This is a genomic window from Deltaproteobacteria bacterium, assembly GCA_020848745.1.
Classification (GTDB): Bacteria; Desulfobacterota; Binatia; order UTPRO1; family UTPRO1; genus UTPRO1.
The window spans coordinates 1-22,947 of sequence record JADLHM010000072.1 but is presented as its reverse complement, the minus strand read 5'-3'; the positions used below and the strand labels follow the sequence as shown (position 1 = coordinate 22,947).

Annotated in this window: 19 protein-coding genes; 9 read left to right on the top strand and 10 right to left on the bottom strand. The window is 72.0% G+C overall.

From position 1 onward, the window contains the following. Positions 1–38: 38 nt before the first annotated feature. Positions 39–1,613, top strand: coding sequence for a hypothetical protein (locus tag IT293_11005; protein MCC6765182.1), 1,575 nt, complete (start codon positions 39–41; stop codon positions 1,611–1,613). A gap of 27 nt (positions 1,614–1,640) precedes the next feature. On the opposite strand, the gene IT293_11000 is transcribed toward IT293_11005, so the two are convergent. The 4 genes from IT293_11000 to IT293_10985 all read right to left on the bottom strand — a co-directional run bounded on the left by IT293_11000 (position 1,641) and on the right by IT293_10985 (position 5,828). Beyond that, positions 1,641–2,447: a hypothetical protein gene (locus IT293_11000; GenBank protein MCC6765181.1), complete on the bottom strand. Its 807-nt coding sequence runs from the start codon at positions 2,445–2,447 to the stop codon at positions 1,641–1,643. A gap of 67 nt (positions 2,448–2,514) precedes the next feature. Beyond that, complete coding sequence (locus IT293_10995) at positions 2,515–4,050, bottom strand: hypothetical protein (GenBank protein ID MCC6765180.1); 1,536 nt, start codon at positions 4,048–4,050, stop codon at positions 2,515–2,517. Positions 4,051–4,227: 177 nt separating this feature from the next. Continuing rightward, positions 4,228–5,289 (bottom strand): cytochrome-c peroxidase, encoded by a 1,062-nt coding sequence (locus IT293_10990; GenBank protein ID MCC6765179.1) that lies wholly within the window; start codon positions 5,287–5,289, stop codon positions 4,228–4,230. A 164-nt stretch (positions 5,290–5,453) separates the two neighbouring features. Beyond that, complete coding sequence (locus tag IT293_10985) at positions 5,454–5,828, bottom strand: hypothetical protein (protein ID MCC6765178.1); 375 nt, start codon at positions 5,826–5,828, stop codon at positions 5,454–5,456. Positions 5,829–6,054: 226 nt separating this feature from the next. On the opposite strand from IT293_10985, the gene IT293_10980 reads away from it, so the two are divergent. The 5 genes from IT293_10980 to IT293_10960 all read left to right on the top strand — a co-directional run bounded on the left by IT293_10980 (position 6,055) and on the right by IT293_10960 (position 10,738). Next, positions 6,055–7,701, top strand: a complete 1,647-nt coding sequence (locus tag IT293_10980; protein ID MCC6765177.1) for an alpha-D-glucose phosphate-specific phosphoglucomutase — start codon at positions 6,055–6,057, stop codon at positions 7,699–7,701. Positions 7,702–7,817: 116 nt separating this feature from the next. After that, positions 7,818–8,024, top strand: coding sequence for a hypothetical protein (locus IT293_10975; protein ID MCC6765176.1), 207 nt, complete (start codon positions 7,818–7,820; stop codon positions 8,022–8,024). Beyond that, complete coding sequence (locus IT293_10970) at positions 8,008–8,382, top strand: gamma-glutamylcyclotransferase (protein MCC6765175.1); 375 nt, start codon at positions 8,008–8,010, stop codon at positions 8,380–8,382. Before IT293_10975 ends, IT293_10970 begins: the two co-directional genes overlap by 17 nt. A 21-nt stretch (positions 8,383–8,403) precedes the next feature. Next, positions 8,404–9,183, top strand: coding sequence for an SDR family oxidoreductase (locus IT293_10965; protein ID MCC6765174.1), 780 nt, complete (start codon positions 8,404–8,406; stop codon positions 9,181–9,183). A gap of 10 nt (positions 9,184–9,193) precedes the next feature. Further along, positions 9,194–10,738 (top strand): hypothetical protein, encoded by a 1,545-nt coding sequence (locus IT293_10960; protein ID MCC6765173.1) that lies wholly within the window; start codon positions 9,194–9,196, stop codon positions 10,736–10,738. 84 nt (positions 10,739–10,822) lie between these two features. Here IT293_10960 and IT293_10955 read toward each other — a convergent pair whose 3' ends face one another. After that, positions 10,823–11,194, bottom strand: coding sequence for a hypothetical protein (locus tag IT293_10955; protein ID MCC6765172.1), 372 nt, complete (start codon positions 11,192–11,194; stop codon positions 10,823–10,825). Between the two features lie 118 nt (positions 11,195–11,312). Here IT293_10955 and IT293_10950 point away from each other — a divergent pair, with 118 nt between their 5' ends. Next, complete coding sequence (locus IT293_10950) at positions 11,313–11,543, top strand: hypothetical protein (protein ID MCC6765171.1); 231 nt, start codon at positions 11,313–11,315, stop codon at positions 11,541–11,543. Positions 11,544–11,626: 83 nt separating this feature from the next. Here IT293_10950 and IT293_10945 read toward each other — a convergent pair whose 3' ends face one another. The 5 genes from IT293_10945 to IT293_10925 all read right to left on the bottom strand — a co-directional run bounded on the left by IT293_10945 (position 11,627) and on the right by IT293_10925 (position 19,813). Next, positions 11,627–11,881, bottom strand: a complete 255-nt coding sequence (locus tag IT293_10945) for a YheU family protein (GenBank protein MCC6765170.1) — start codon at positions 11,879–11,881, stop codon at positions 11,627–11,629. Positions 11,882–12,028: 147 nt separating this feature from the next. Continuing rightward, positions 12,029–13,225, bottom strand: a complete 1,197-nt coding sequence (locus IT293_10940; GenBank protein MCC6765169.1) for an MFS transporter — start codon at positions 13,223–13,225, stop codon at positions 12,029–12,031. Between the two features lie 136 nt (positions 13,226–13,361). After that, a complete protein-coding gene (locus IT293_10935; protein ID MCC6765168.1) occupies positions 13,362–15,089 on the bottom strand; it encodes a hypothetical protein in 1,728 nt (575 codons plus the stop codon). 24 nt (positions 15,090–15,113) lie between these two features. After that, positions 15,114–16,787, bottom strand: coding sequence for a hypothetical protein (locus IT293_10930; protein MCC6765167.1), 1,674 nt, complete (start codon positions 16,785–16,787; stop codon positions 15,114–15,116). Beyond that, positions 16,784–19,813, bottom strand: coding sequence for a hypothetical protein (locus tag IT293_10925; protein ID MCC6765166.1), 3,030 nt, complete (start codon positions 19,811–19,813; stop codon positions 16,784–16,786). The genes IT293_10930 and IT293_10925 overlap by 4 nt, the downstream gene beginning before the upstream one ends. A gap of 119 nt (positions 19,814–19,932) precedes the next feature. On the opposite strand from IT293_10925, the gene IT293_10920 reads away from it, so the two are divergent. Together IT293_10920 and IT293_10915 are read left to right on the top strand one after the other, a co-directional pair. Next, the gene (locus tag IT293_10920; protein MCC6765165.1) at positions 19,933–21,864 is read left to right on the top strand and encodes a serine hydrolase; all 1,932 of its coding nucleotides are present in this window, start codon (positions 19,933–19,935) and stop codon (positions 21,862–21,864) included. Positions 21,865–21,907: 43 nt separating this feature from the next. Further along, the gene (locus IT293_10915; GenBank protein MCC6765164.1) at positions 21,908–22,702 is read left to right on the top strand and encodes a hypothetical protein; all 795 of its coding nucleotides are present in this window, start codon (positions 21,908–21,910) and stop codon (positions 22,700–22,702) included. Positions 22,703–22,947 lie beyond the last annotated feature (245 nt).

Below are 22,947 nucleotides of genomic sequence, written 5' to 3'. Positions count from 1 at the left end.
GTCGTCCTGCGCGCGCCCGAGCGTGCGACGGGTCCTGGGTGACCACGCCGACGCGGAGCGCGGAGCGGCCTTCGTCCCTGCGGGCGGTCGACGCGGCGGGCTCGGCGCTGGCGCTGGTGCTGGTGCTCGTGACGACGCACGCGCTGGGCGCCGCCATCGTGTCCTACGACGAGGGGATCGTGCTCACCGGGGCGCATCTGATCCGGCGCGGGCAGGCTCCGTACCGCGACTTCTACGCCAACTACCCACCGGGCATCTTCCTCCTCGTCGCGGGCATCTGGAGCGTCGGCGGTGTGCAGGTGATCGGGGTGCGCGTCCTCGGGCTCGCCGTGCGTCTCGCGCTCGCCGGCGTGGGAGGATTGCTCGCCGCGCGCATCGGCGGGCGGCGCTTCTCGCCGTTGGCGGCGGCACTCGTCCTCGACGGGCTCCTCCCGACGGAGGCCGTTCCGTACGCGTACCTGGTGGCGTTGGCGCTGCTCCTCGCGGCGGGCGCGGCCGGGCTCCGCGGTCGCTGGCTCGCGGCCGGCGCGCTGTTCGGCGCGGTCGGCTGCTTTCGCCACGATCTCTTCGTCTACGCGTCCCTCCTGGCGCTGCCGGCGGTCGCGCTCGCCGGCGGGCGCGGCGGCTTCGCGCGCGACGGTGCGCTGCGCGGGGCGCTCGCGCGCTTCGCGGTCGGCGCGCTCGCGCCCCTCATCGCGGTCTGGCTGCCGGCGCTCCTGCGTGCCGGCCTGGCGCAACCCTTCCACGATCTCTTTCTCGACCAGGTACGGTACGTGGTGCCGGCCCGCGCGCTGCCGCTGCCCCGCTCACTCCAGCTCTCGCCGGTGCACGGCGCGTTCGCCTTCGTGAGTCTCCCCGGGCGGTTTCCGGTTTCCTGCCTGCTCACGCTCGGGGCGCCGCTCTGCGCCGGCGTGGGCGTCGCATTCGCCCGGCGGTGGCACCTGGAACGGCGGGCGCTTCTCGTGCTGGGGGTCTCAGCGGGCGCGGTGCTGCCGCAGTTGCTCAATCGGAGCGACGCGATCCACGCGGCCTACACGGTGACGCCCGCCCTCGTGCTCGCGGCCGCGCTCCTCGAACGCTTCGCGCGACGCTTCCGCCCGGCCGCCTGGGCGCTGGCGGCGTGCGCGCTCCTCGGTGCGGCGGGGTGGGCGCGCGATCCGCGGGCGCGCCTGCCGTCCTTCGACGCGGCGCGGTCGGTGGCGCACGCGGCGCCGGTGCCGTCCCACGACGCCGCCGCACGCCGCCGCGTGGTGGACTTCGTGACCGCGCACTCCCGGCCCGGGGATCCGCTGTTCGTCGGCTGTGGCGACCATCGCCGCGTGATCCTCGACGACGTCGACCTGTACTTTCTCGCCGACCGACCCGGCGCGACGCGCATCATGCAATTCGACCCCGACATCGTCACGCGCGCCGAGGTGCAGCGCGCCATGATCGCGGAGCTGGAGAGGAGCCGGCCGCCGGTCGTGGTGCTGCGCGCGGCCGGATGCTGGTGGCCCGAGCCGAACCGCAGCAGCACCATGGGCGCGGCACTGCTCGACGACTACCTGCGGCGACGCTACGCGGACGCCCTCGACGCGGATCCGTTCCGGGTGTTGACCCGCCGGGCGCAGTAGGCGTCCGCGCGGCGCGCCTGGCGTCCGTCAGGAGACGTCGAAGGTGACGAGCAGGTCGCCCGCCTCCCCCGTGAGATCGCCCGCGGTGAGCGGCGGGGCGCCGTCGGCGTGATGGAAGGTGCAGTCGACGTCGACGGAGTCGCCGGTCAGCACGGCATCGCCCGTGAACGACAGCAGGAGCGTGCCGCGTGCGCCGTCCTGGATGGTGAAGTCGCTCGGGTCGCAGTCGACGCCGTCCTCCCCGATGAAACTCCCCTTACTCGCCGGGTAGGTGACGGTGACCGAGAAGACGGCGGGCACGTCGTTGCCGTTCGGCTCGGTGATCGTGATGGTCACGTCCGCGTCCTCGGGGACGGTGGGCGTCGGTGTGGCGGTCGGCGTCACGCCGGTCGTGGTCGGGGTCGCGCCGGTCGGCGTCGGGGCCGTCGCCGACGGCGTGAGGGTCGCCTCGGGCGTCGGCGTCTTGGTCGGCGTCGGCGTGAGCGTCGGCGCGAAGCTCTCGATCGGCCGCGACCCGTCGCACTCGTAGCGGAAATCGAGCTCCCCGGTGCTCGGGTTCTGCGGGAAGCAGCGGCGCTGGCCGCTGTCGACCTTGCGCACGCACCGGAGCTGGACCGTGCACGGGTCCGTCGTGCAGCCGGCCGGACGATCGTCGCCCGTCGTCACGGCGGTCTCCTGACAGGGACCGTCGGAGTCGCCGCACTGCTCGCAGAGGGCGCCGTTCGAGTCGCCGCCGCTGCCGCCTCCGCCGCCGCAGCTCATCGCCGTCGCCGAGACGGCGGCGATCACGAGCACCACCGACAGGAACGCACGCAGGGAACGTCGATCGTCCATGCGCGCGGGGTATCAACCCGCCGGCGGGGTCGCAAGAGCGGGGCGCGGTCCGGCGTGATCGACGGCGCTACGCGGCGAGGGCGACGGGCGGCGGGTGGCCGCGGCCGATCGGCAAGAGCTCGAGCCGCTTCGCGGCGACGCCGTCCCAGAGCGCGGTCGGCGCGGCCAGGATCGTGCGGAGGGCGCGCGCCGCGCGACGGACGAGACGGCGGGCGGCGCGCCGGAGCGCTGGCGTCACGGCGGCCGCGGCTTCCGCGGCGCGCAGCGCGACGAGCCGGCCGTGCTCGCGGACGACGACGCCGGCGGCCACCAGCCAGAGCGCCGCGAGCACGACGTTCACCACGATCAGGGCCTCGGTTGTGTGGCCGCCGAGGTGGCCGCTCGCGAGCACCGTGAGGGCCGCGAGCCCGTCGCCGAGGCGTACGAACAACGAGTCGACGGTCGGCTTGCTCTCGACCTTCGTCTCGGCGCTCGCGGGGAGCCAGAGGACTTGGCGCGCCGTATGGTTCAGCGAGTAGTCGGTGGCCTGTTCGGCGATCTTCACCCACTTGAGGATCGCGAGCACCGGCGCGAGCGCGGCGACCGCCGAGGCCAGGAGGGCGAGGAGCGGCAGCACGAAGATGATCGCCGCCAGACCGCCGCGGGCGAGCAGGCGCGACGTCACGAGGAGCTGTACGACGAGGGCCGCGACGTTCGTCCAGAGGTAGAAGTCGCCGTAGAAGGCGGTCGTCGCGGCGCGCGCGTGCTCGAGCGCGGCGGCGCCGTCGACGCCGGAGGCCGTGGTCGCGTGGGCGACGCCGTCCTGCACGACCTGGAAGAGCAGGTTCTCGCCGTTCGTCGTCGCCCAGCTGAGGAGGAGGGCGAGCATGCCGGCCGCGAGCACGAAGCGGTCGCTCACGACCCGGCGGAGGCTCGCGGCGCCCTCGCGGCGCGGCGCGCGGCCGAGGTCGGCGAGCGAGCCCGCGGCCGCGTGCGCGAGCGCGGTCGCGGCGAGGAGGGGCACGAGCGCGCAGAGCAGGATCGCGTGCGCCCCGGTCGGGCCGAGTCCGGCGAGCGCGCCGTAGAGCCACGAGCCCGCGGCTGCGCCCGAGGTCCCGCCGATCGCGATCAGCGGCAGTAGGCGGCGACCGCGGTCGTCGCCGTAGAGGTCGGTCGCGAAGGTCCAGAACTGCGCCACCACGAACACGCCGAACATGCCGACCCAGAGGTAGAAGACGACGCCGAGACCGGGAACCGTCGTGAGGAGGAAGCCGGGCTGCGCGATCCAGAACATGACGAGTGCCACGGCGCACGCGAACGCCGAGCGGCGCAGCAGCGTGCGCGCCGTGCAGCGGGCCGCGAGCCGGGCGTACGCGCCGACGATCCCGAGGAGGAGCAGGCTCTGTGCGAGGCTCGAGTAGGCCTTCATCTCGACGCGTGAGAGGCCGCCGACCGCCGACACCGCGATCCAACCTTCGCGCAGCGGCTTCACCATGTAGTAGGCGCACATGATGGAGAACACGGCGGCGAACATGAGCGACGCCGTGCGGCCCTCGCCGCGCCGGAGGTCGAGGGGCGCGAGGCGGTGGAGGATGGAGCGGCGAAGGGCGGCGAAGGCGCGCATGGCCAGCGCGGTACCGAGCAAGCCATGGACCAGTTCACAGCGCTTGCCGTATCGCGTCTCGGCGCGCGCGCTTGGCAATCTACGGCATCATCGCGCGCCAGATGTGACCCCGCGCGTGTCGACGGTGACACATCGCGGCGCCGGGCCCGTCGTCAGCGCGCCGGGCCCGGCCGTCGTCTACTGCGGAAAGGCGGTCGGCGCGGTGTCGGCGTAGCCCTCCCCCGAGAGGGCCTCCATGAACTTCACGAGCGCCTGCACCTCGGCCTTGTCCAGATCGAGCTTGCGGATGCGGGTCGAGAGCCAGGGGTTCGCGTTGCCGCCCTTGTTGTAGTGCTCGACGACCGCCTCGAGCGTCGCGATCGAGCCGTCGTGCATGTATGGCGGATGCTTCGCGACCTCGCGCAGCCCGGGCGTCTTGAACGCGCCGCGATCCTCGTCCTTCTTGCTGATCGCATAGCGTCCGAGGTCCTTCATCTCCTTCTTCTGGGCGTCCCAGCCGACGCCGAGGTTGTGGAAGCGGCTGTCGGTGAAGTTCTCGCCGAGGTGGCACTGGTTGCACTCGGCCTTGCCGAAGAAGAGCTCCCAGCCCTGTTTCACCTCGGCCGAGACCGCCTTCTCGTCCTTGCCGACCTGCCACTTGTCGACCGGGCTGTTGCCGCTCATGCGGGTGCGCTCGTAGTCGGCGATCGCCTGGACGACACGCTCCTTGGTGATTTCCTCCGAACCGAACGCTTCCTTGAAGTAGGGCTTGTAGCCCTTCATCTCGCAGGTCTTGACCATCGCCTCGTGGGTGCTCCCCATCTCGATCGGGTTGGCGACCGGTCCGAGCGCCTGCTCTTCCAAGGACGCCGCGCGGCCGTCCCAGAAGAAGTTCGGGAAGATCGTCCAGGCGAGGTTCACGAAACCCGGCGCTTTGCGCGCGCCTTGCTGGCCGCGGATGCCGGTCGAGTGCGGCGTGCGCTCGGAGAAGGCGTGCTCGGGCTGGTGGCAGGTGGCGCACGCGATGGTGTTGTCCGCCGAGAGGCGCTTGTCGAAGAAGAGCCAGCGGCCGAGCCGGACGCGTTCGGGCGTCGGCGGCGCCGGGAGATCCTCGAACTTCGAGTAGATGCCGAGCGGCGGCTTCGGCAGCGGCTTGATCGGATTTACTGCCTCCCACGGCGGCGTCGCCCACGCGGCGAGCGTGGACACGGTGAGCAGCGCGAAGAGTCCCAATGTCGAGACGATCGAACGAAGACCCATCACCGAAACCTCCTCTTGATCTTTCGGGCGTGCTTCCGGGGTGCGATCGCCAGTACGGCATTCCCGGCGAGCTGTCGAGCGATCCCGCACGCCGATCCGGGGCGCCGGGCTCGGCGGGCGAGCGTCGTCTGGTTCACCACCGCGCTCGCGCGCGATGCCGACGCTCACTTCGTCGCGGGCACGATCTCCAGCGCCGTGCCGTTCCAGTACATCAAGGACGCGCGGAACTTCCCCTGGAAGGCGAAGCGGCAGTACGCCGGGCTCGCGGAGCTGAGATCCGCGAACGCGCTCAGGTGCATCTGTCCCGGCGGGACGAGCACGGGGGCCGCGACGCTCGTTATCACGGTCCCGCCCGCGTTCACCATCTCCATGCGCGTGAGCAGCTTCGGCTTCGTGTCCATGTTGACCGCGAGGCAGCGCACCCGGCCCGAGGAAAGCTCGGTGCCGAGCATCGGAGCGGTCGCGACTTCGGTCGCGTAGGCGGGGACGGCCAGCGTCAGCGCCGCCAATCCGACCGTGAGCAGTACGAGACGAATCATTGTGGATACCTCCGTGCCCCCGGAGCCAGCATCCCGCGTGCCTGCGCCGGTCGACCGGATTCGCGCGTGTTTCCCGCCGCGCCGCCTCCCGCGCTTCGCACGGGTGGGAAAGCCCACGTCATCCTCGCGAAAGCGCCCATGACGCCGCGCGGCCGGCCGACATCGCTCGGCCGCGTCGCGCGGTATCAGCGTGCCGACGGTAGGGCGATACGCTAGGAAGGTCCGCATGCCCATCAGCCCGCTCGCCGGCAAGCCGGCTCCCGCCTCGATCCTCGTCGACCTCCCGAAGCTCGTGACCGCCTACTACACCGAGCGGCCCGATCCTTCGGTCGCGACCCAGCGGGTCGCGTTCGGCACCTCGGGGCATCGCGGCTCCTCGCTCGACGCGTCCTTCAACGAGGCCCACATCGTCGCCATCACCCAGGCCATCTGCCGGTACCGCAAGGAGCAGGGCACCGACGGCCCGCTCTTCATCGGAATCGACAGCCACGCGCTCTCGGAGCCGGCCTTCGCGAGCGCGCTCGAGGTGCTGGCGGCGAACCGCGTCGAGACGATGGTCGATGCGCACGGCGGTTACGTGCCGACGCCCGTCGTCTCGCACGCGATCCTCACCTACAATCGCGGGCGGAAGACGGGCCTCGCTGACGGCATCGTGGTGACCCCGTCGCACAACCCGCCGCGCTCGGGCGGCTTCAAGTACAACCCGCCGCACGGCGGCCCGGCGGACAGTGCGGCGACCGGATGGATCGAGCGCCAGGCGAACGCCTTCATCGCCGACGATCTCCAGGGCGTGCTGCGGACCCACTTCGCGCGCGCCCGCGCCGCCTCGACCACCCATCGCCACGACTACCTGAGCGCGTACGTCGGCGACCTCCCCTCGGTCGTCGATCTCGGGGCGATCCGCGACGCGCGCGTGCACGTCGGCGTCGATCCGCTCGGGGGCGCGAGCCTCGCGTTCTGGCAGGCGATCGGCGAGCGCCATGGCTTGAACCTCGAGGTCGTGAACGACGTGATCGACGCGACCTTCCGCTTCATGTCGGTCGATTGGGACGGCCAGATCCGCATGGACCCGTCGTCGCCGCACGTCATGGCGCGCATGGTCGGTCTGAAGGATCGCTTCGACGTGGCGTGCGCCTGCGATGCCGACGCCGACCGCCACGGCATCGTCACCAGGAGCCGCGGCCTGTTGGAGCCGAACCAGTACCTGGCCGTCGCGATCGCGTATCTCTTCGCCAACCGCGCCGCGTGGCCCGCGGCCGCCGCGATCGGGAAGACCGTCGTCAGCAGCAGCCTGATCGATCGCGTCGCCGCCCGGCTCGGCCGGACGCTCGTCGAGGTCCCGGTCGGCTTCAAGTGGTTCGTCGACGGCCTCGTCGGCGGCACGATCGGCTTCGGGGGCGAGGAGAGCGCCGGCGCGTCGTTCCTCCGCATGGACGGGAGCGTCTGGACGACCGACAAGGACGGCATCGTCCCGAGCCTCCTCGCCGCCGAGATCACGGCCCGCACCGGCCGCGATCCGGGCGAGCACTTCGCCGAGCTCACGCGCGAGCTCGGCACGCCGCGCTCGACCCGCATCGATGCCCCCGCGACGCCCGCCGAGAAGGCGCGCCTCGGGAAGCTCGAGCCCGCCGCCGTCACCGCCGCCACCCTCGCCGGGGAGCCCATCGTCGCCAAGCTCACGAAGGCGCCCGGCAACGATGCCGCGATCGGCGGCCTCAAGGTGGTCGCCGAGCACGGCTGGTTCGCCGCCCGCCCCTCGGGCACCGAGGACATCTACAAGATCTACGCCGAGAGCTTTCGCGACGCGTGCCACCTGGAAGCGATCGTCGCCGAGGCGCAGCGTATCGTGGCTGCGGCGCTCGGCGGGTCGTAATCCCGGTATTCGGCACAGTCCATCCTTGTCGCCTCGAGGCCGGTGTATTACGAGCGAATACATGAGTGCGTCCACGATCATGACGGTGCGAATGGATCCCGAGGTGCTGGCGGATCGTGGACGCGTCGACGTGCTGGGTTCCTTCGATCGTTGCCATCGAGCTGGCGTGGTTGCGGGGAGCCGGACGCAAGACGGTCGGCGTTCCGCAGCTCCAGGCTCTCGTTACCGCCCAGCCGGCCTTCGCGGTGCTGCCGCTCGATCTCGCGCAGGCCATGGCGGAGCATCTGTGCGTCCTCGCTCGTACCCATGACCGACCCCACTGACGACCACCGCAATCGCGAGCTGCCGCTCTTTCTCTACGGCAGCCTCCGCAAGGGGGAGTCGGGGGCGCACGTGATCGCGGCCGACGTGGTGCGGCGGGCGCCGGCGCGGACGCGGGGTCGTCTGCTCGACCTCAAGGCGCCGTATCCGGGCGCGGTGTTCGGTCCGGACGAGGGCTGGCTCGCCGGCGAGATCGTGTGGATCGAACCGTCGCGCTTCCGCGCGGCGCTCGACCACGTCGACGAATACGAGAACGTGCCGTTCCTCTTCCGTCGGATCGCGGTGACGGTGGAGACGGAAGGCCAGACGGTCGAGGCGTGGGCCTTCACCTACACGCACGCGTCGCACACGATCCGCTGAACGCCGCCGAGAGGAGCGCGCATGCCCCGTCTGACCACCCTCAGCCGCTCGATCGCCGGGCGCGCGGCGCTCGTCACGGGCGCCGCGAGCGGTATGGGCCGCGCGACGGCTCACCTCTTCGCCGACGAGGGCGCTCACGTCGCCGTCACCGACCGCTCCGAGGAGGCGGTCGCGGCCGTGGTGCGCGAGATCGTCGGCGCCGGCGGCAGCGCCCACGGCTGGGCGATGGACGTCACCGACGGTGCCCGCGTGCATCAGGTCGTCGACGAGGCCGCGGCGCGCTTCGGTCGCCTCGACATCCTCGTTAACAACGCCGGACTCGCGCTCGTCACCGCGATCGACGCGCCCGACTACGAGCAGATCTGGACGGCGTCGATCGACGTGCTGCTGACGGCGCACACGCGCACGGTGCGCGCGGCGTTGCCGCACCTCCGGCGCTCGGACGCCGCCCGCATCGTCAACGTGTCGTCGACCGAAGGTCTCGGCGCCACCCGCTTCGCGAGCGCCTACACGGCGGCGAAGCACGGGGTGATCGGCTTCACGCGCGCGCTCGCCGTCGAGCTCGGCCGCGAGGGGATCACGGTGAACGCCATCTGCCCCGGCCCGATCCGCACTGGCATCACCGACGCGATCCCCGAGGAGGCGAAGAAGGAGTTCGCGCGCCGTCGCACCATCCTCGGCCGCTACGGTGATCCCGAGGAGGTCGCGCACGCGACGCTCGCCCTCGTGCTGCCGGCCGCGTCGTACATCACCGGCGCCTGCCTCGTCGTCGACGGCGGGGTCACGGTGCGCAATGCCTAGGAGTCCACGCATGGCCTCGTCGCTTCGAGTCGCCGTGTCGACCGTGGTTGCGCTCGTGGTCGCAGCCTTCGCCGCGAGTACGAGCCCCGCGGCCACCGCCGCGCAGAGATGTGTCGCGGGAAAGCTCGACGCCACGGCACGTGCCGTCGCTGCGCACGTCTCCTGCCAGGCCCGAGCGCTCGAAACGGGAAAGCCGGTGCGCGCCGGGTGCCACGCATCGGCGGACAGCCGCCTCGACGCTGCCTTCGCACGCCTCGAGGCGCGCGGCGGCTGCCCGTTCGTCGAAGACGAGGGCGCGGTCGACGCCGCCATCGACGAGCTGCTCACGGCCCTTCTCGGCACGCAATCGCCGGGGCGGTGCGGGGCGGCCAAGCTCCGCGTGGCGGGTCAGAAGGCGTCGAACGCGCTGGCGTGTCGCCGGGTCGGCGTACGACGCGAGGAGCCACCCGCGCCGGCGTGCTTGGAGAAGGCCGCCGAGCGCTTCCTCGCGGCGTTCGCCCGCGCGGACAGGCGATCGGGGTGCATGGCGGCCGGCGATGCGGCCGCGGTCGCGGCGATCGTCGATCTGTTCGTGGCGAATGCGGCCGGGCGCATCATCGACGGCGCCGCGTCGCCGACGCCGTCGCCGACGGCGACCGCCACGCCGACGGCGACCGCCACGCCGACGGTGAGCGCGACCGCGACGCCGAGCGTCGGCGGGGCACCGGCGGATCTGGCCGTGGCCGTCGACGCCGATCACGCCGCGCTCACCTGGACGTCGCCCGATCCGGGCTCGGGGAACACCCACGTCCGCGTGCTGCGCCGTTTGAACGAGGCGCCCGCCGATCCAACCGATGTCGCCGCGGCGCTCGTGTTCTTCGGCGCCGCGTCGGGCGCGTCCGACCCGCTCTCGGAATTGCTGCCGACGACGTCGGGCACGCCCCGCACCTATCACTACGCGGCGTTCGGCTGTACCGCCGGCGGTGTGTGCGAGTCGACGGGCAGTCGGACGACGCTCGTACCGACCCTCGCGCAGGTGCTGCGCGCCGGCGGTTACGTGCTCCATTGGCGGCACGCCGCGGCCGACGTCTGCCAGGACAACCTCGCGCTCGGGACCGCGGCGACGACGATGTCGCCGAACTGGTGGAAGAGCTGCGATACTAACTGCGCCACCGCGACCGCGCGCCAGCTGAACGCCACGGGCGTCACGCAGGCGACGACCATCGGCCAGGCCTTCGACGCGCTCGGCATCCCGGTCGGGCGCGTGATCAGCAGCGAGTTCTGCCGCAACGTCACGACCGCCGAGCTCATGGACTTCGGGCCGACGATCGAGCTCGATCCCGACGTCACGTACTTCGTCCACGACGAGCCGGGGCGGTGCGCGGCCTCCTACGCGCTCATCGGGTCCGTACCGGCCGCGGCGACCAACACGGCGATCATCGGGCACGCGGGCTTCACGTGCGCGCTGCTGGACCAGCTCGCCTGGGCCGAGGCCGCGATCTTCAAGCCCGACGGGCTCGGCGGAGCGACGTTCGTGGCGCGCGTCGTCGCGACCGCCTGGGATCCGCTCGAATAGCGGCGGATCGGGCCCGATCGGTGCGGGCCGCGGTCCGAGCGCGGAGGCGCTTGGACCGCGGCCGTCCGTCGGTAGGAGACTGTCTCAGCGTTTGTGGCAGGGGGGCGGACCGCCCGGCCCGCCGTCCCGCCCGCCCGGACCAGGATTCTTGCCCTTCAGGAGCGGACAATCCTTGGGGCCGGAACAGCCGGGGTGGCCGCAACAGCCGTCGTGGCCGTGATGGTCCTTGCAGCCGCTCGCTTCGACCCAGCGGCCGCCGTTGCACGACTGGCAGACGCCGTCGTTCGAGCGCACGGCGCCGTTCGAGAAGCAGCGGCTCTTGTAGACGCACCCGTCGGCGGCGCACGCCGACGCCGCGCCCAGGGGGCAGCCGGGTCGACCGTGGCGGTGCGGTGCGCAGCCCATCGCGAGCAGCGCGAGCACGGGAACGACGATCAAGGTCTTCGACAATCGCATGCGGTGGAACCCTCCTTGGCGGGCCACGCTACGAGAATCCGCGCGCGGATGCTACCCGCCCTCGGCCGCGTGGAGCACCTCGCGTGCGAGGCATGCGCGGTGTTGCTAAGACGGCGCCATGGCCACCGACGTGCCGGCCGCGCGCCGCGGTCTCCTCGCCTTCCTCGCCAAGCAGGGCGGCTCGCTCCCGATCCGCGCGCTCCATACCCACAGCCTCCTCTTCTATCAGGCCGGGCACCAGGCGTTCTCGGAGCTCATGGAGGGCCTGGTCGGCGACGGGCTCGTCGCCTTCGCCGACGGCACGTTCACGCTGACCGAGGCCGGCCGGCGGACGCTCGCCGCCGGCTGAGCCGGCTCGGGCCCGTGTTCGGGGTTGTGATCTTGCGCCAGGCCGCGTTCGCGCTCTCCGACCGGCCGCGCATGAAGCGCGGGTCAGGGGCTCGTCTTGGCGGCACCGGCGCGGCGCGGGTCGACGACGACGTTCGCCGTCTCGGTCTCGGGGTCGTACACGATGGCGGCCTCGCCGCGCGCGAGCTGTCGTCGGACGTCAGCGACCTTCTCTGCGAGCGTCCGCTCGACGGCGCCGTAGTCGGTGCCGGCGCGGGTCACGAACTCTTCGATGAGCCCGCCGAGGGCTTCTTCGGAGAGGGCGGTGTAGGGCACCTCGACACCGCGCGGCTCGTCCATCGCGCATCTGTAGCAGGTATCGGTTGCGATGCCGACGCCGCACGCGTTGGATGCGCGGACATGAACGCCACGAAACCGTCGAGGTGCTCGCCGGCGCCGGACCCGCGTTGCGCTGTGCCGCCTGCGGCACGGCGCGGGAGATGGCGCCTACTCGGCGACCCGATCGGCCGTGGGTCGGCCGAGGTCGATGCCGCGCGTTTCGGGAAGCCATGCCAGGACCGCGGCGGCCGCGAATACGCCGGCGCTCGCGACGATCGCGAGCGCGGCGTGGATGCCGCCGACGCTCGCGGCGAGCGCCCCCGCGATCGCGAGCCCGCCCATGCCGCCGACGGCGCCCGCGGCGGTGAGCCATCCCGCGGCGGCGCCGCGGAAGCTGGTCGGGAAGAGCTCCGCGGCCCAGGCGCGGATGATGGTCATCTTGCCCCCCTGGAAGAAAACCATCGCCGCGAAGCCCGGCCAGAGCGCGCGGCGCCCACCGAGGAAGAAGACGAGCTCGGCGATCGTGAGGCCGAGGAGGAAGAGGACGCCGATCGGCCGCCGTCCGTGGCGGTCGGCGAGCATGCCGCCGACCGACCAGCCCGGGAGCCCGAGCAAGCCGGCGCCGATGAACATCGTGCTCACCTCCGCCGCGCTCCAGCCGTGGCGCTCGACGGGGACGTAGGTCGCGAAGGCGAAGGCGGCGACGTCGTAGCTCATCGCGAGCGCGACCACGACGAGCGTCGCGGCGACGCGACCGCGCCAGGCCCTCGGCGGCAGCGCGATCCGCGGCCCGCGATGCGCGAGCCAATGGCGGCTCTCCGGGACGCGGCGGCGCAGCAGGGGCACGAGCGCGAGCGGGACCAGGCTCATCAGGCAGAGGCCGCGCCAGCCACCCGGCACGACCCCGATCGCAGCGAGGAGGAGCGCCGCGAATCCCGCGCCGAGCGCGTTCATGGTGCCGAGCATGCCCTGCGCGGCGGCGCGGCTCGCGGGCGACGTCTCCTCGGCGGCGAGCACGGCCGCGGTGAAGAGCGCGCCCTCCTGGAAGACGCGCGCCGCGAGCTGCCAGGCGACGAGGCCGGCGAGCGATCCGGCGAGCGCGGTTCCCGCACCGAGGAGCGCGAAGAGCACGGTGCTCGCGAGGAGGAGCCGCCGCCGGCCGATGCGATCCGCGATCGGGCCGAGCGCGAGCACGCCGAGCGAGCCGAGCGCGATCGCGGCGAGCGCGTAGGAGAGCGCGTCGGACGATGCGCCCAGGTCCCGTCCGACGTAGGCGAGCGCCACGGTGACGAGCGAGCGTCCGTAGCCCTCGAAGAAGATCGCGCCTCCGAGGAGCGCGACGAGGCGGCGATCGGCGGCGGTCACGGGGCCGGTCTCACGGGGCCGTGCTAGCGGCTTCGCGGCGCCGAGGGCAACGCTGCGAGTAGGCGGCGCGGGCCCGCGCGATCGCGCCGCACCGGACGACCCGGCGCGCGCGCTGCGGCGCGGTCGCGCGCTTCGCTCAGCGGGCGCGCCGGCGCGGGTGCGGCGTGGCGCCGTCCTCGGCGGTGACGCGCATCACCCGCACGTTCGACGCCTGCCGGCCGTCGAGTGCTCCGGGTGCGCGCTGGTGCAGACCCACCTGGCGGAGCGCGCGCGCGAACGGGATGTCGACCATGCGGTAGAACTGCACGGTCTCGGGTTGATAGGGCGCCTCGCGCAGCGCGACGCGCGCGTAGCTCCGGCCTTCGCGCGCGTCGCGCCCGACGAAGCGCGCGTCGCGCGCGTCGCGGAAGACGCCCCGGTCGCCCTCCCACTGGAGGTCGCCGCCGTAGAGCCAGTCGTAGAAGGCGCGGCGCTCGTTCTTGACCCGCAGGCGATCCGGCTTTCCGGAGGTCAGCGAGTACGCGATGAAGTAGCGGACGCCCATCACCTCGGGCACGAGGTCGCCGTCGATGTCGAAGACGTCGTAGTCCTCGGAGCGGGTGAGGAACACGTCGACGTCGTAGAGGCGGTCGCCGTCGGCGGGGAGGATCTGGCGGAGCTCCGCGATGTGGCCCGTGTTCAGGTGGGTGCAGCCGTGCGACATGGGGCCGCGCGAGAGCAGCCAGAGCTTCTTGAAAGGCGCCCCGTCGCGGCTGCCCTCGGTGACCTTCTGCCACGATGCCGGTAGGAACTTCGCGTCGCCGGGGCCCATCTTCCACCACGGCGTGTGGATCGCGTTGTGCATGGTCGGCGTGACGTGCATGTACGGCAGCCAGGGCGACCAGCTGTACGAGTCGTCGATCGGGATGTGGTCGGCGACGAGCGAGCGCTGGTGGTTGGTGAGGGCGCGGCGTCCGGGCGTCGGGTACTGCGGGATCGGCCGCCCGCGCCACGTCGTGTACGCGGCGACGCTGCCAACCGGGTAGATCGCGGTGAACTCGGCGAAGCGCACGACGCCGTCCCGCACCGGGTAGCGGTCGTCGCCGACGCGCGTCAGGAGCGCCGTATATGCCGGCACGAGGGCATCGATGCCGGCCGCGTCGTCGGCATTCGCGGGGGCGCGGCGCACGAGCTCGTCGAGCGCCGGGGCGGCGTCCGCCGGCATCTCGGCGAGCCAGAGGCGGGTCGGCAGGAGGGCGTTCAGGACATCGAGCTTCCGGCCCGCGTCGAGACGGGCGCGTGCGCCGGCGGCGATGCGGTCGAGCTCGCGCACCCAGTCGGCGACGAGCTTCCGCACGGGGATCGCGATCCGGAAGACGCGCCCGGGATTGAGCGTCTCGATGAGGTCGAGATTGCGGGCGCGGAGCGCGTCGGGCGCGAGCGTCGCTTCCTCGCGCGTCATGCGTTCGAGGCCGACCGCGTCGAGCCGGCGCTCGAAGTCCTCGAACGCGGTGTTCTGGGTGAGCTGCAGCCGGCCCTCGTCGACGAGCGCGCGATAGGCGCGGCGACGCTCGGCGAGGTCGCGCGCGTACTCGCGGACGACCGCCTCGGAGAGCACCTCCGTCACGCGCAGCTGGTTGCCGCGTCCGAGGTGGACGTGGAGGCTCGCGGGGTCCTGCGTGCGCGGCGCGAATCCCGTGTAGAAGGACGGCTCGGGCGCGTCGTAGAAGACGCCGTAGCGGGGCGGCTCCTGGACCATCAGGCCGGGCTCGGCGCGGTCGCCGACGAGCGCGGGCGCCGCGAAGTCCTTCGCGGCGGCCGGCGCCGCGCCGACCGCCGCGGAAAGCAGGGCCAGCGCCGTCACGATGCTCGTCGTCGTTCGCATGGATCCTCCTTCGGCGGCGGGTCGTTACTGGAGCAGCAGACGCGAGCGGTCGAGCGTGTGCCCGGCGCCGACCTTACGCAACTCGCGGTTCAGCTCGAATCCCGGCGTGCTCTCGGGCGCGACCTTGGCGCGGAAGAACTGGATCTGCTCCGGCTGGTATGGAGCCTCGTGGAGCGGCAGGTCGTGGAGTACCGTGCGCTCCGACGCCTTCCTGCCGACGAAGCGGCAGACCGGTACGTCCTTCAGGCGCGTCGCGCCGACGGCGCCGAGCACCACGTTGTCGCCGTAGAGCCAGCGGTAGAAGGGCTCGCGCCGGTTGCTCACCCACGCCTTCACCGGCGTGTGCTCGTTGCTGCGGTACGCGAGGTAGTACTGCACGCCCATCACTTCGGGCGCGCCGTCGCCGTCGATGTCGAACGCGTCGTAGCAGCCCGGCAGGTTGCGGTGGGTCTGCACCCGCAGGAGCGTGTCCGATTCCGACGGGACGATCTGGCGGAGCTCGCTCATGTGCCCCGACGGCAGGCGCGTGCAGCCGTGCGACGTCGGGCCGCGGCCGACGATCCACAGGTTCTCGTACGGCTTGCCGCTGCGCTCGCCCGCGACCTTGCGCCAGGCGCTCGGCAGGAAGGGCGTGCTGTTCAGCTGGCAGCGCACGCCGGCGTTGTGGAACGCGTTGTAGGTGATTCCGCCCGCGTATTGGTAGGGCAGCATCACGATGTAGCCGTAGCCCGGATTCGGCGAGAGGTAGTCGACCATGCCGAGGATGCCGCGGCCGTGCGTGCGGCGGATGAGCGGCCAGACGCCGGTCACGCCGAAGTCGGGGAGCTTCTCGCCCTTGTAGGTCGTCGTTCCCTCGACCGTGCCGGCGGGATAGATCGCCGTGAACTCGTCGGCGACGACGGCATCGTTCGGCACGCGGTAATGGGATCCGCTCGCGAGCTCGACGAAGTTCTTCACGCAGAGCTCGAAGGCGGGGACGAGGTCCTTGCCGCCGCGCGCCGGGTCGATGCAGCGGCCGAGCGCGCTGTCCACCGGCGGCGGCAGCTGCTCGAGCACGATCCGGCCGGGGAGGACGGCGTTTGCGGCGTCGAGGCGCTGCGCCGGGTCCGTGCCGTCGATGGCGGCGACCACGGGCCGCCAGCGCGCCGCGACCCCGGCGAGCGGCATCGTGATCGAGAACACGCGCTCGGGATTCAACGTCTTCATCACCGCGAGGCTCTTCGCGCGCCACGCTTCGGGGCTCGTGCTCGCGCGGGCGCCGAGCGCCGCCCCGACGCCGGCGTCGTCGAGCGCCTTCGTGAAGCGCTCCCACTCGCGGTTCGTGCTGAGGGTGAGGATCTTCCGGTCCACGAGCTCCTGGACGACCGCGCGGCGCTCCTGCAGGTCGCCGAGGTAGGCGGCGAGCTCGGCGTCGCCGAGGACGACCGTCACCCGCACCTGATTGCCGCGTGCGAGCTCGATGTGGACCCGGCTCGGGTCTTGTGTCCGGGGCGCGAAGCCGGCGTAGAACGACGGCTCGTACCAATGGAAATAGATGCCGGTCGGGGGCTCGCTGCCGTCCCAGGTGGTGTCGCCCGCCGCGAGTGCTGCGTGCGCGCGTAGCGGCGCCGCGAGCCCGGCCGCGACGGTTGCGATCGCGACGAGGCTCCGCGTCCACACGCCGATCCGCACCGCGGTCGGCCGCGCGCGCCCCCTCATCTCAGGACCTGCGCGAGCGAGAGCTTGGCCGTGCGGGCGCCGCTCGGCGGGCTGTCGAGCGCCGCCAGGGCCGGGATGTTCTTGAGCTCGTCGTTGCCGAGGAACGGACGGCACTGGAAGAGCCAGAGCTTGCCGTTGGTGAATCCGAACTCTATGTCCCAGGGCTTCGGCTTCCCGGCGGCGTTCCGAACCGGCGTGAACTCGTCGGTGATCTTCTTGCCGGCCGCGACGAGTTGCTCGAGCTCGGCCGGCTCGAGGACGGTGTCGCGTCCGGTCGAGGGGACGATCTTGCTGCCGCCGTCGACGTCGAGCGCGTTCCGCCACGGCGACTTGAAGAGGGTGAGGAGCTCGACGCCGTGGGGCGACCAGAGGAGCGTCTCCGCCGACGTCCCGTCGACCGCGCCGCCGACGCCTTCCGACGTCGCGACCAGCATCTTCCCGGGCTCGCCGCCGTTCACGTCGGCGGTGACGAGCACGCCCGACTTCTCCGACGGCACCGACTCGAGGATGACGACCGACGAGAGCACCCAGATCGGGTCGTCGATGAGGGTCTGCCGCCACGAGAACGAGCGGAACTGGAACGGCGACGCCCACACCTCGGTGAGACCGGCGTAGATGTCGTCGAGCGTGCGCCGGTTGAAGACCGTGAGGTTCAGCCCGGCGCCGTTGAAGTTGTCGAGGTCCTCGACGTTGGTGTCGCTCCGCACGAAGCAGCCGACCGTGTCGTCGCCGCCGCGCAGCAGGCCGTTCTTCGCGAGCCCGTCGCGGATCGCCTGGCGGAGCGCCGGGTCGAGCGGCGTGGCGCGGATGGTGGAGCGGATCACCTCGAGGCGCGGCTCGATCCACTCCGAGAGCTCGCGCTCGCTCTTTCCCGACGGCGCGAGCTCGTCAAAGAACGTCCGGTAGGTGCGCTCGACGAACGCCGGGAGCGGCTCGCCCGGCGTCGCGACGCTCCGACCGCGCAGCGCGTCGGGAACGACGACCGTCGCCCGCGAGTAGTGCGCGTGGTACGCGCCGAACGGCACCACGATCCCGCGCGCCACGTGGTCCGGGAAGAGCGATTTCAGCTCACCGAGGAACGCCGCCTTCGGGCCGCAGAAGACACCCGAGTCCTTGCGCCGTACGTTCCGCAGGTCGATCGGCAGCTTCGGTCCGAGGTCGATCTTGGCGCGGTCGATGTGGAGGCGCTTGGCGCCGCCGCCGAGCGTTCCCGCCGCCGTGCGCGTCTCGTTGCGCGTGTACTCGGCGTACGCCTCGCGGATCTCGGGCGACAGGCTCGTCGCCTCCTCGATGACGACGCGGCCGCCCGGGGTCGCGATCAGCACCACGGCTTTGCCGTCGTGCATGCGGAGGCGATCGAAGGCCTTGGGGCCGAGGACGATGTTCGGAATGCCGAGCGCGCGCGCGAGGAGCTGGACGTGCGAGAGCACGTTGCCTTCGCCCTGGGTGAGGATGCCGGCCGCGGGGTCGAGGTCGGCGGGCGTCTCCGTGAGCGCGACGATCTCGTCGCGCGTGTAGCCGTGGTCCTTCGGGCCGACCCGCAGCCGTCCGTAGGCGAGGCCCGGGTTGAGCGCTCGCACGTCGCTCTCGACCGTGGCGCCGAAGAAGCGGTGCTTCGGGCGGTCGCCGCCGGCGACGAAGTCGTCGAGCCGGCTCGCGACCTCGGCGTAGAGGATGAGCGGCGAGCCGCGCAGCACGTCGTCGCGGATGCCGGCGGTGTCGGGGAGGAGGAAGGTCCAGGGCGCCATCACCTCGGCGAAGCCGAGCTCGGCGTTGCCCTGGGCCCACTCGACGACCCGCTTGGCCTCGCGGAGCCGGCGTGCGAACTCGGTGCGGTCCGGGGAGGCGTGCGCCCCGAGGTCGCGGACGGCGGCGCCCGCCGCGTCGCGCTCGCGCGCGTTCAGCAGCCCGGTGCCGTAGGCGGCCTCGGTGAGCGCGCCGAGCATCGCCACGTGCTGCTGCGCGGTCGTGCCCGCGGTGGCGAGGAGCGAGCTGCCGCGGTGCTGGAGGACCTGCGCGGCGGTGATCGCGAGATCGACGAGGCGGCGCATGTCGGCGGGCGGCACGGCGCGAGCGGCGACGGCGCGCCGCGCCGCCGCCATCATCTTGCCGAGCGCGACCACCGCGTCGACCGGCGCCGCCGCGGTGTTCGGCAGGAGCGCCGCCAACTCGTCGCGCGTCTTTTGGTCGGCGATCCCCTGCACCTGCGGCGCGAGGGCGCTTTCGTCGAGAACGGTCAGCTTCTGGATCTCGCGGATGAGGTCGTCGAGCTGGTCGCGCGTGGCCCCCGCGGGAAGCTTCGCGCGGTACGCGGCGAGGCCCGGGATCAACCCCGCCGACACCTGGTTGTGGACGGCGTCCTTCAGCGGCTTGAAATCGGCGCGCGCTTGCTCGATCCGCACCGCCAGGTTGCGCACCTTCTGCACCTGGCCGACGTCGTCGCGCGCGAAGTAGCGGCGTTGCAGCTCGTAGGCGAGGACGTAGTGACGGTTGCCGTCGAACTCGTCGGAGCCGAGGTACTTCTCGAAGAACGCCAGCGCCGCCGGAATCTCCTCCTCGGCGCTCGAGAGCCCGCGGTACTGCTTCATCTGCGCGAGCTTGTGGTTGGGGTGCGTCTCGATGAAATACTTCTCGAGGACGTAGCCGCGCACGAGGTCGTGGTGGTTCGGGAAGGTCGACCAGAGGTTCGCGTCGCGCGAGAAGATGTTCGCGATGTACATGCGCTCCTTGGCGAGCGCTTCAGCCCAGGGCGCGCGGTACGCGGCGCAGAAGATCGGGTTCGGGCACGGGATGCGGACGGCGCCGTTCGGCGCCTGTACGGCGCGCTTCTCGCCGTCGCGGCAGAGGCAGAAATTCTCCGTGTAGGGACCCTTCAGCTTGCTCAGGCAGAGCGCGAAGTTCTGCTTCAAGGTCTTTTCTTGAGCCGGCGAGAGCGTCGGCGCCTCGAACGTCTCCCCCGGAGCCGTCAGGCCGAGCGCCGCCGACAACAGCACCGTCGCCGCGAGCCCACGTTGCCATCGTTCCATCTGTGCCCCCTCCGTCGAAAGGCGCGGGTTGTACCGGAAATCCCGCGGGTGAGAAACCTCGTCGGGCGTGTCGTCGGGCGCTGACGCTGCCTCGGGTTCCCGCTATGGTGCCGGGGCACATGCGTGCGATCACGCGATCGGCACTTGCCGCGCTGCTCCTCGGGTCGATGAGCGGCCTCGCCGCGGCCGCGACCGGGCCGCCCGCCGCGATGGCGGCGCGAGCCTGGCTCGCGACGACCCGTCCCGCGCCCGAGCTGCAGACGTTCCTGGATCGCACGATGGCGACCCTCGCCGGATCCGATCCGTCGCTGCGGCGCGCCACGATCGGCGTCGCGCTGCTCGATATTCCGACGGACGGGCCGCCCCGTCTCGCGCACGTCGGAGGCGATCGACCGATCTACCCGGCGAGCGTCGTCAAGTTCGTGTACCTGATGGCGGCCTACCGCTGGCGGGAAGAAGGGCGGCTCACCATCGACCCCGCGCTCGACGAGCAGCTCGAGGCGATGATCCGCGAGAGCAGCAATCAGGCGACGCAGAAGGTGTTCGCACGACTCACGGAGACCACGCCCGGACCGGAGTTGCCGCCGCACGAGTACCGTGCGTACCGCGAGCGCCGGCAGGTCGTGAAACGCTGGCTCCAGGATCTCGGCATCGACGACCTCCATTGCGTGAATCCCACCTACGACGGCGGCGGCGATCTCGCCGGCCGCGATCGTCAGTTCTTGCGCGATCGCACCCTCACCGGCGGCCTCGTGAGCGACGACGGCGAGTACCCGAACCGCCAGGCCATGAGCGCGATCGGCACGGCGAAGCTGCTCGGGCTGCTCGCGACCGATCGCGCGCTCACGCCCGGGGACTCCGCCACCGTCCGCCGCCGGATGAAGCGCGACCCGAAGCAGCAGCCGCACCTGGCGCGTCGCATCGCCGGCGGCGCGGCGCGCATCCCGGGCCTCGAGGTGTACGCGAAGAGCGGCACCTGGGGTCCGGACTACGCCGACGCCGGCATCGTGCGCGCTCCCGACGGGCACCAGTTCGCGCTCGCCGTCTTCACCGAGGCGACACCCGCCTACCGCGGCGAGCTGATCGCGCAGCTCACCCATCGCGCGGCGCAGTATCTCTTCGGACCTCCGGAGCAGGTCGGAAAGCCGTTGCCGCGGAACTGGCCGATGGCGCCATCGGTGCTCGACTTGAAGCTCGCCTTCGACGACTTCGAGATCACCGAGGTGAAGAGCGCGGGCGCGGGTGTGACCGGTGCGGCCCGGTTCATCGTGCGGTTCGCGGACGGACAGACGTTGAAGGTGAAGTGGAAGCGCTTCCCGGACAAGACGCTCGACGGCTGGAACAACTCGCCCCGCAAGGAGCTGGCGGCCTACGTGATCCAGCGCTGGCTCTTCGACGAGGAGGACTACGTCGTGCCGACGCCGGTGCCTCGCTGCATCCCGCTCGACGTGTACGGCGTCGCCGACGCGAAGGCGACCCCGAGCGTCCCGAGGACGTCGTGTGTCCTCGGACTGTTCGCGGTCTGGATGAACGACGTGGAGGTCGTGGACGATCTCGACGAGGACATCGCGCGGCGCGTCGAGGAGAATCCGCATCTCGCCCGGCATCTCGCCGACCTGAACCTCGTCACGTACCTCATCGACCATCGTGACGGTCGGGAAGGCAACTTCCTCATCTCCACGGATCCGAACGACCCCCGCATTTTCGCCATCGACAACGGCATCTCGTTCGAAGGGTTCCCGTGGAACTTCTTCGTTCCCAACTGGAACGAGATCCGCGTGCCCTGGCTCCGCGCCGATCCGATCGCGCGCCTGCGCGCGCTGCCGACGGAGGAGGTGGACCGGCTCGCGGCGTTGTTCGACATGAACAGGGACGCGAGCGGCATCTTCCGGCTCGCCCGCGGTACCGCCCCCATCGATCCGGCGAAGGGCGTCCGCATCGCCCCCGACAGGATCCAGCTCGGTCTCACCACGAAGGAGATCCGACTGCTGAAGCAACGTATCGCGGACCTCCTCGCGGACGTCGACGCCGGAAAGATCGCCGTCCGCTGAGGAGACCGCCCGGACGTCTCATGCCCCGTTTTCGGAGATCACGATGAACGACATGCGAGAGCGCGGCGGCCGCGGCGGCCGCTCGATGACGAGCCCATCACCCGGGCGTACGTTGCGACGGAGCGCGTGCGCCGCGCTGCTCGTCGCGGCGTCGTGGGCGTACGGGTACGCGGCCGACCGCGCGACGGCGGCCGGCGACGTCGTGCCCGATCCGTGCGCGCCGCGGAGCGACGCGGGCTCGGACGACCTCTGCGCGCGGCTCGCCGGCGTCGCGCGGGACGGGACCACGCGGTTTCTCCGCGACGAGGCGACCGGCGAGCTCTGGCTGCTGCGGGTCGGTCGGGGAGTGCCCGCCGAGCGCGCGCGGTGGCTGGCGCAGCACGGCGCCCGCGTGCGCGTCGCGGGTCGGGTCGGCGAGGAGGCGGGATTGCGCTCGATCGCGGTCGAGGAGGTGTGGCGCGCCCACGACCACGATCTGGCGCCGCACGGCGGCGTGATCGGCATGTCCGGCGACCGCCACGTCGAGCTCGTGGGCCGCGTCGGCGGCGAGGTGCGCGTGTATCTGCTCGACGCCTTCATGCAGCCGCTCGACGTCGCCGCAGCGTCCGGCAGCGCGCGGATCCGTGATCGCGCCGGCCGTGCGCGCGAGGGTCGCCTGACCCCGGCGCCCGAACGGGGAGGCCTCGTCGTCACCGGTGAGAGCCGGCGTGCGGACGACGACGACGTGACGGTCGACGTCGACCTCGGGGGAGCGCGGATCCTCATGACCCTGCCGTTTCCGTCCGGCGCCGACGCCGCGCCGGGCCGCCACGACCACGGCGCGCACGGTCATCATTGAGCGCACGGCGATCGGAGCGGACGCGGCGGCTCCGGGCGGCCGTTCTCCCGTCGGCCGTTCCGTAGCCGCCGAAGTCGCGGCGGCGCTCGGCGCCGGGGAGCGGATGGCGCGTGCGCCGGGCTAGACCAATCCAGGAGTCCCCCCGGCTATGCCGGGGAGGCAGCCGAAGTTTGACATTTCCGGGAGTCTAACGACGGGACTCCCCTCCGTGAGCCGCTCAAAGCCACACGAAGGGGAGTCCCATG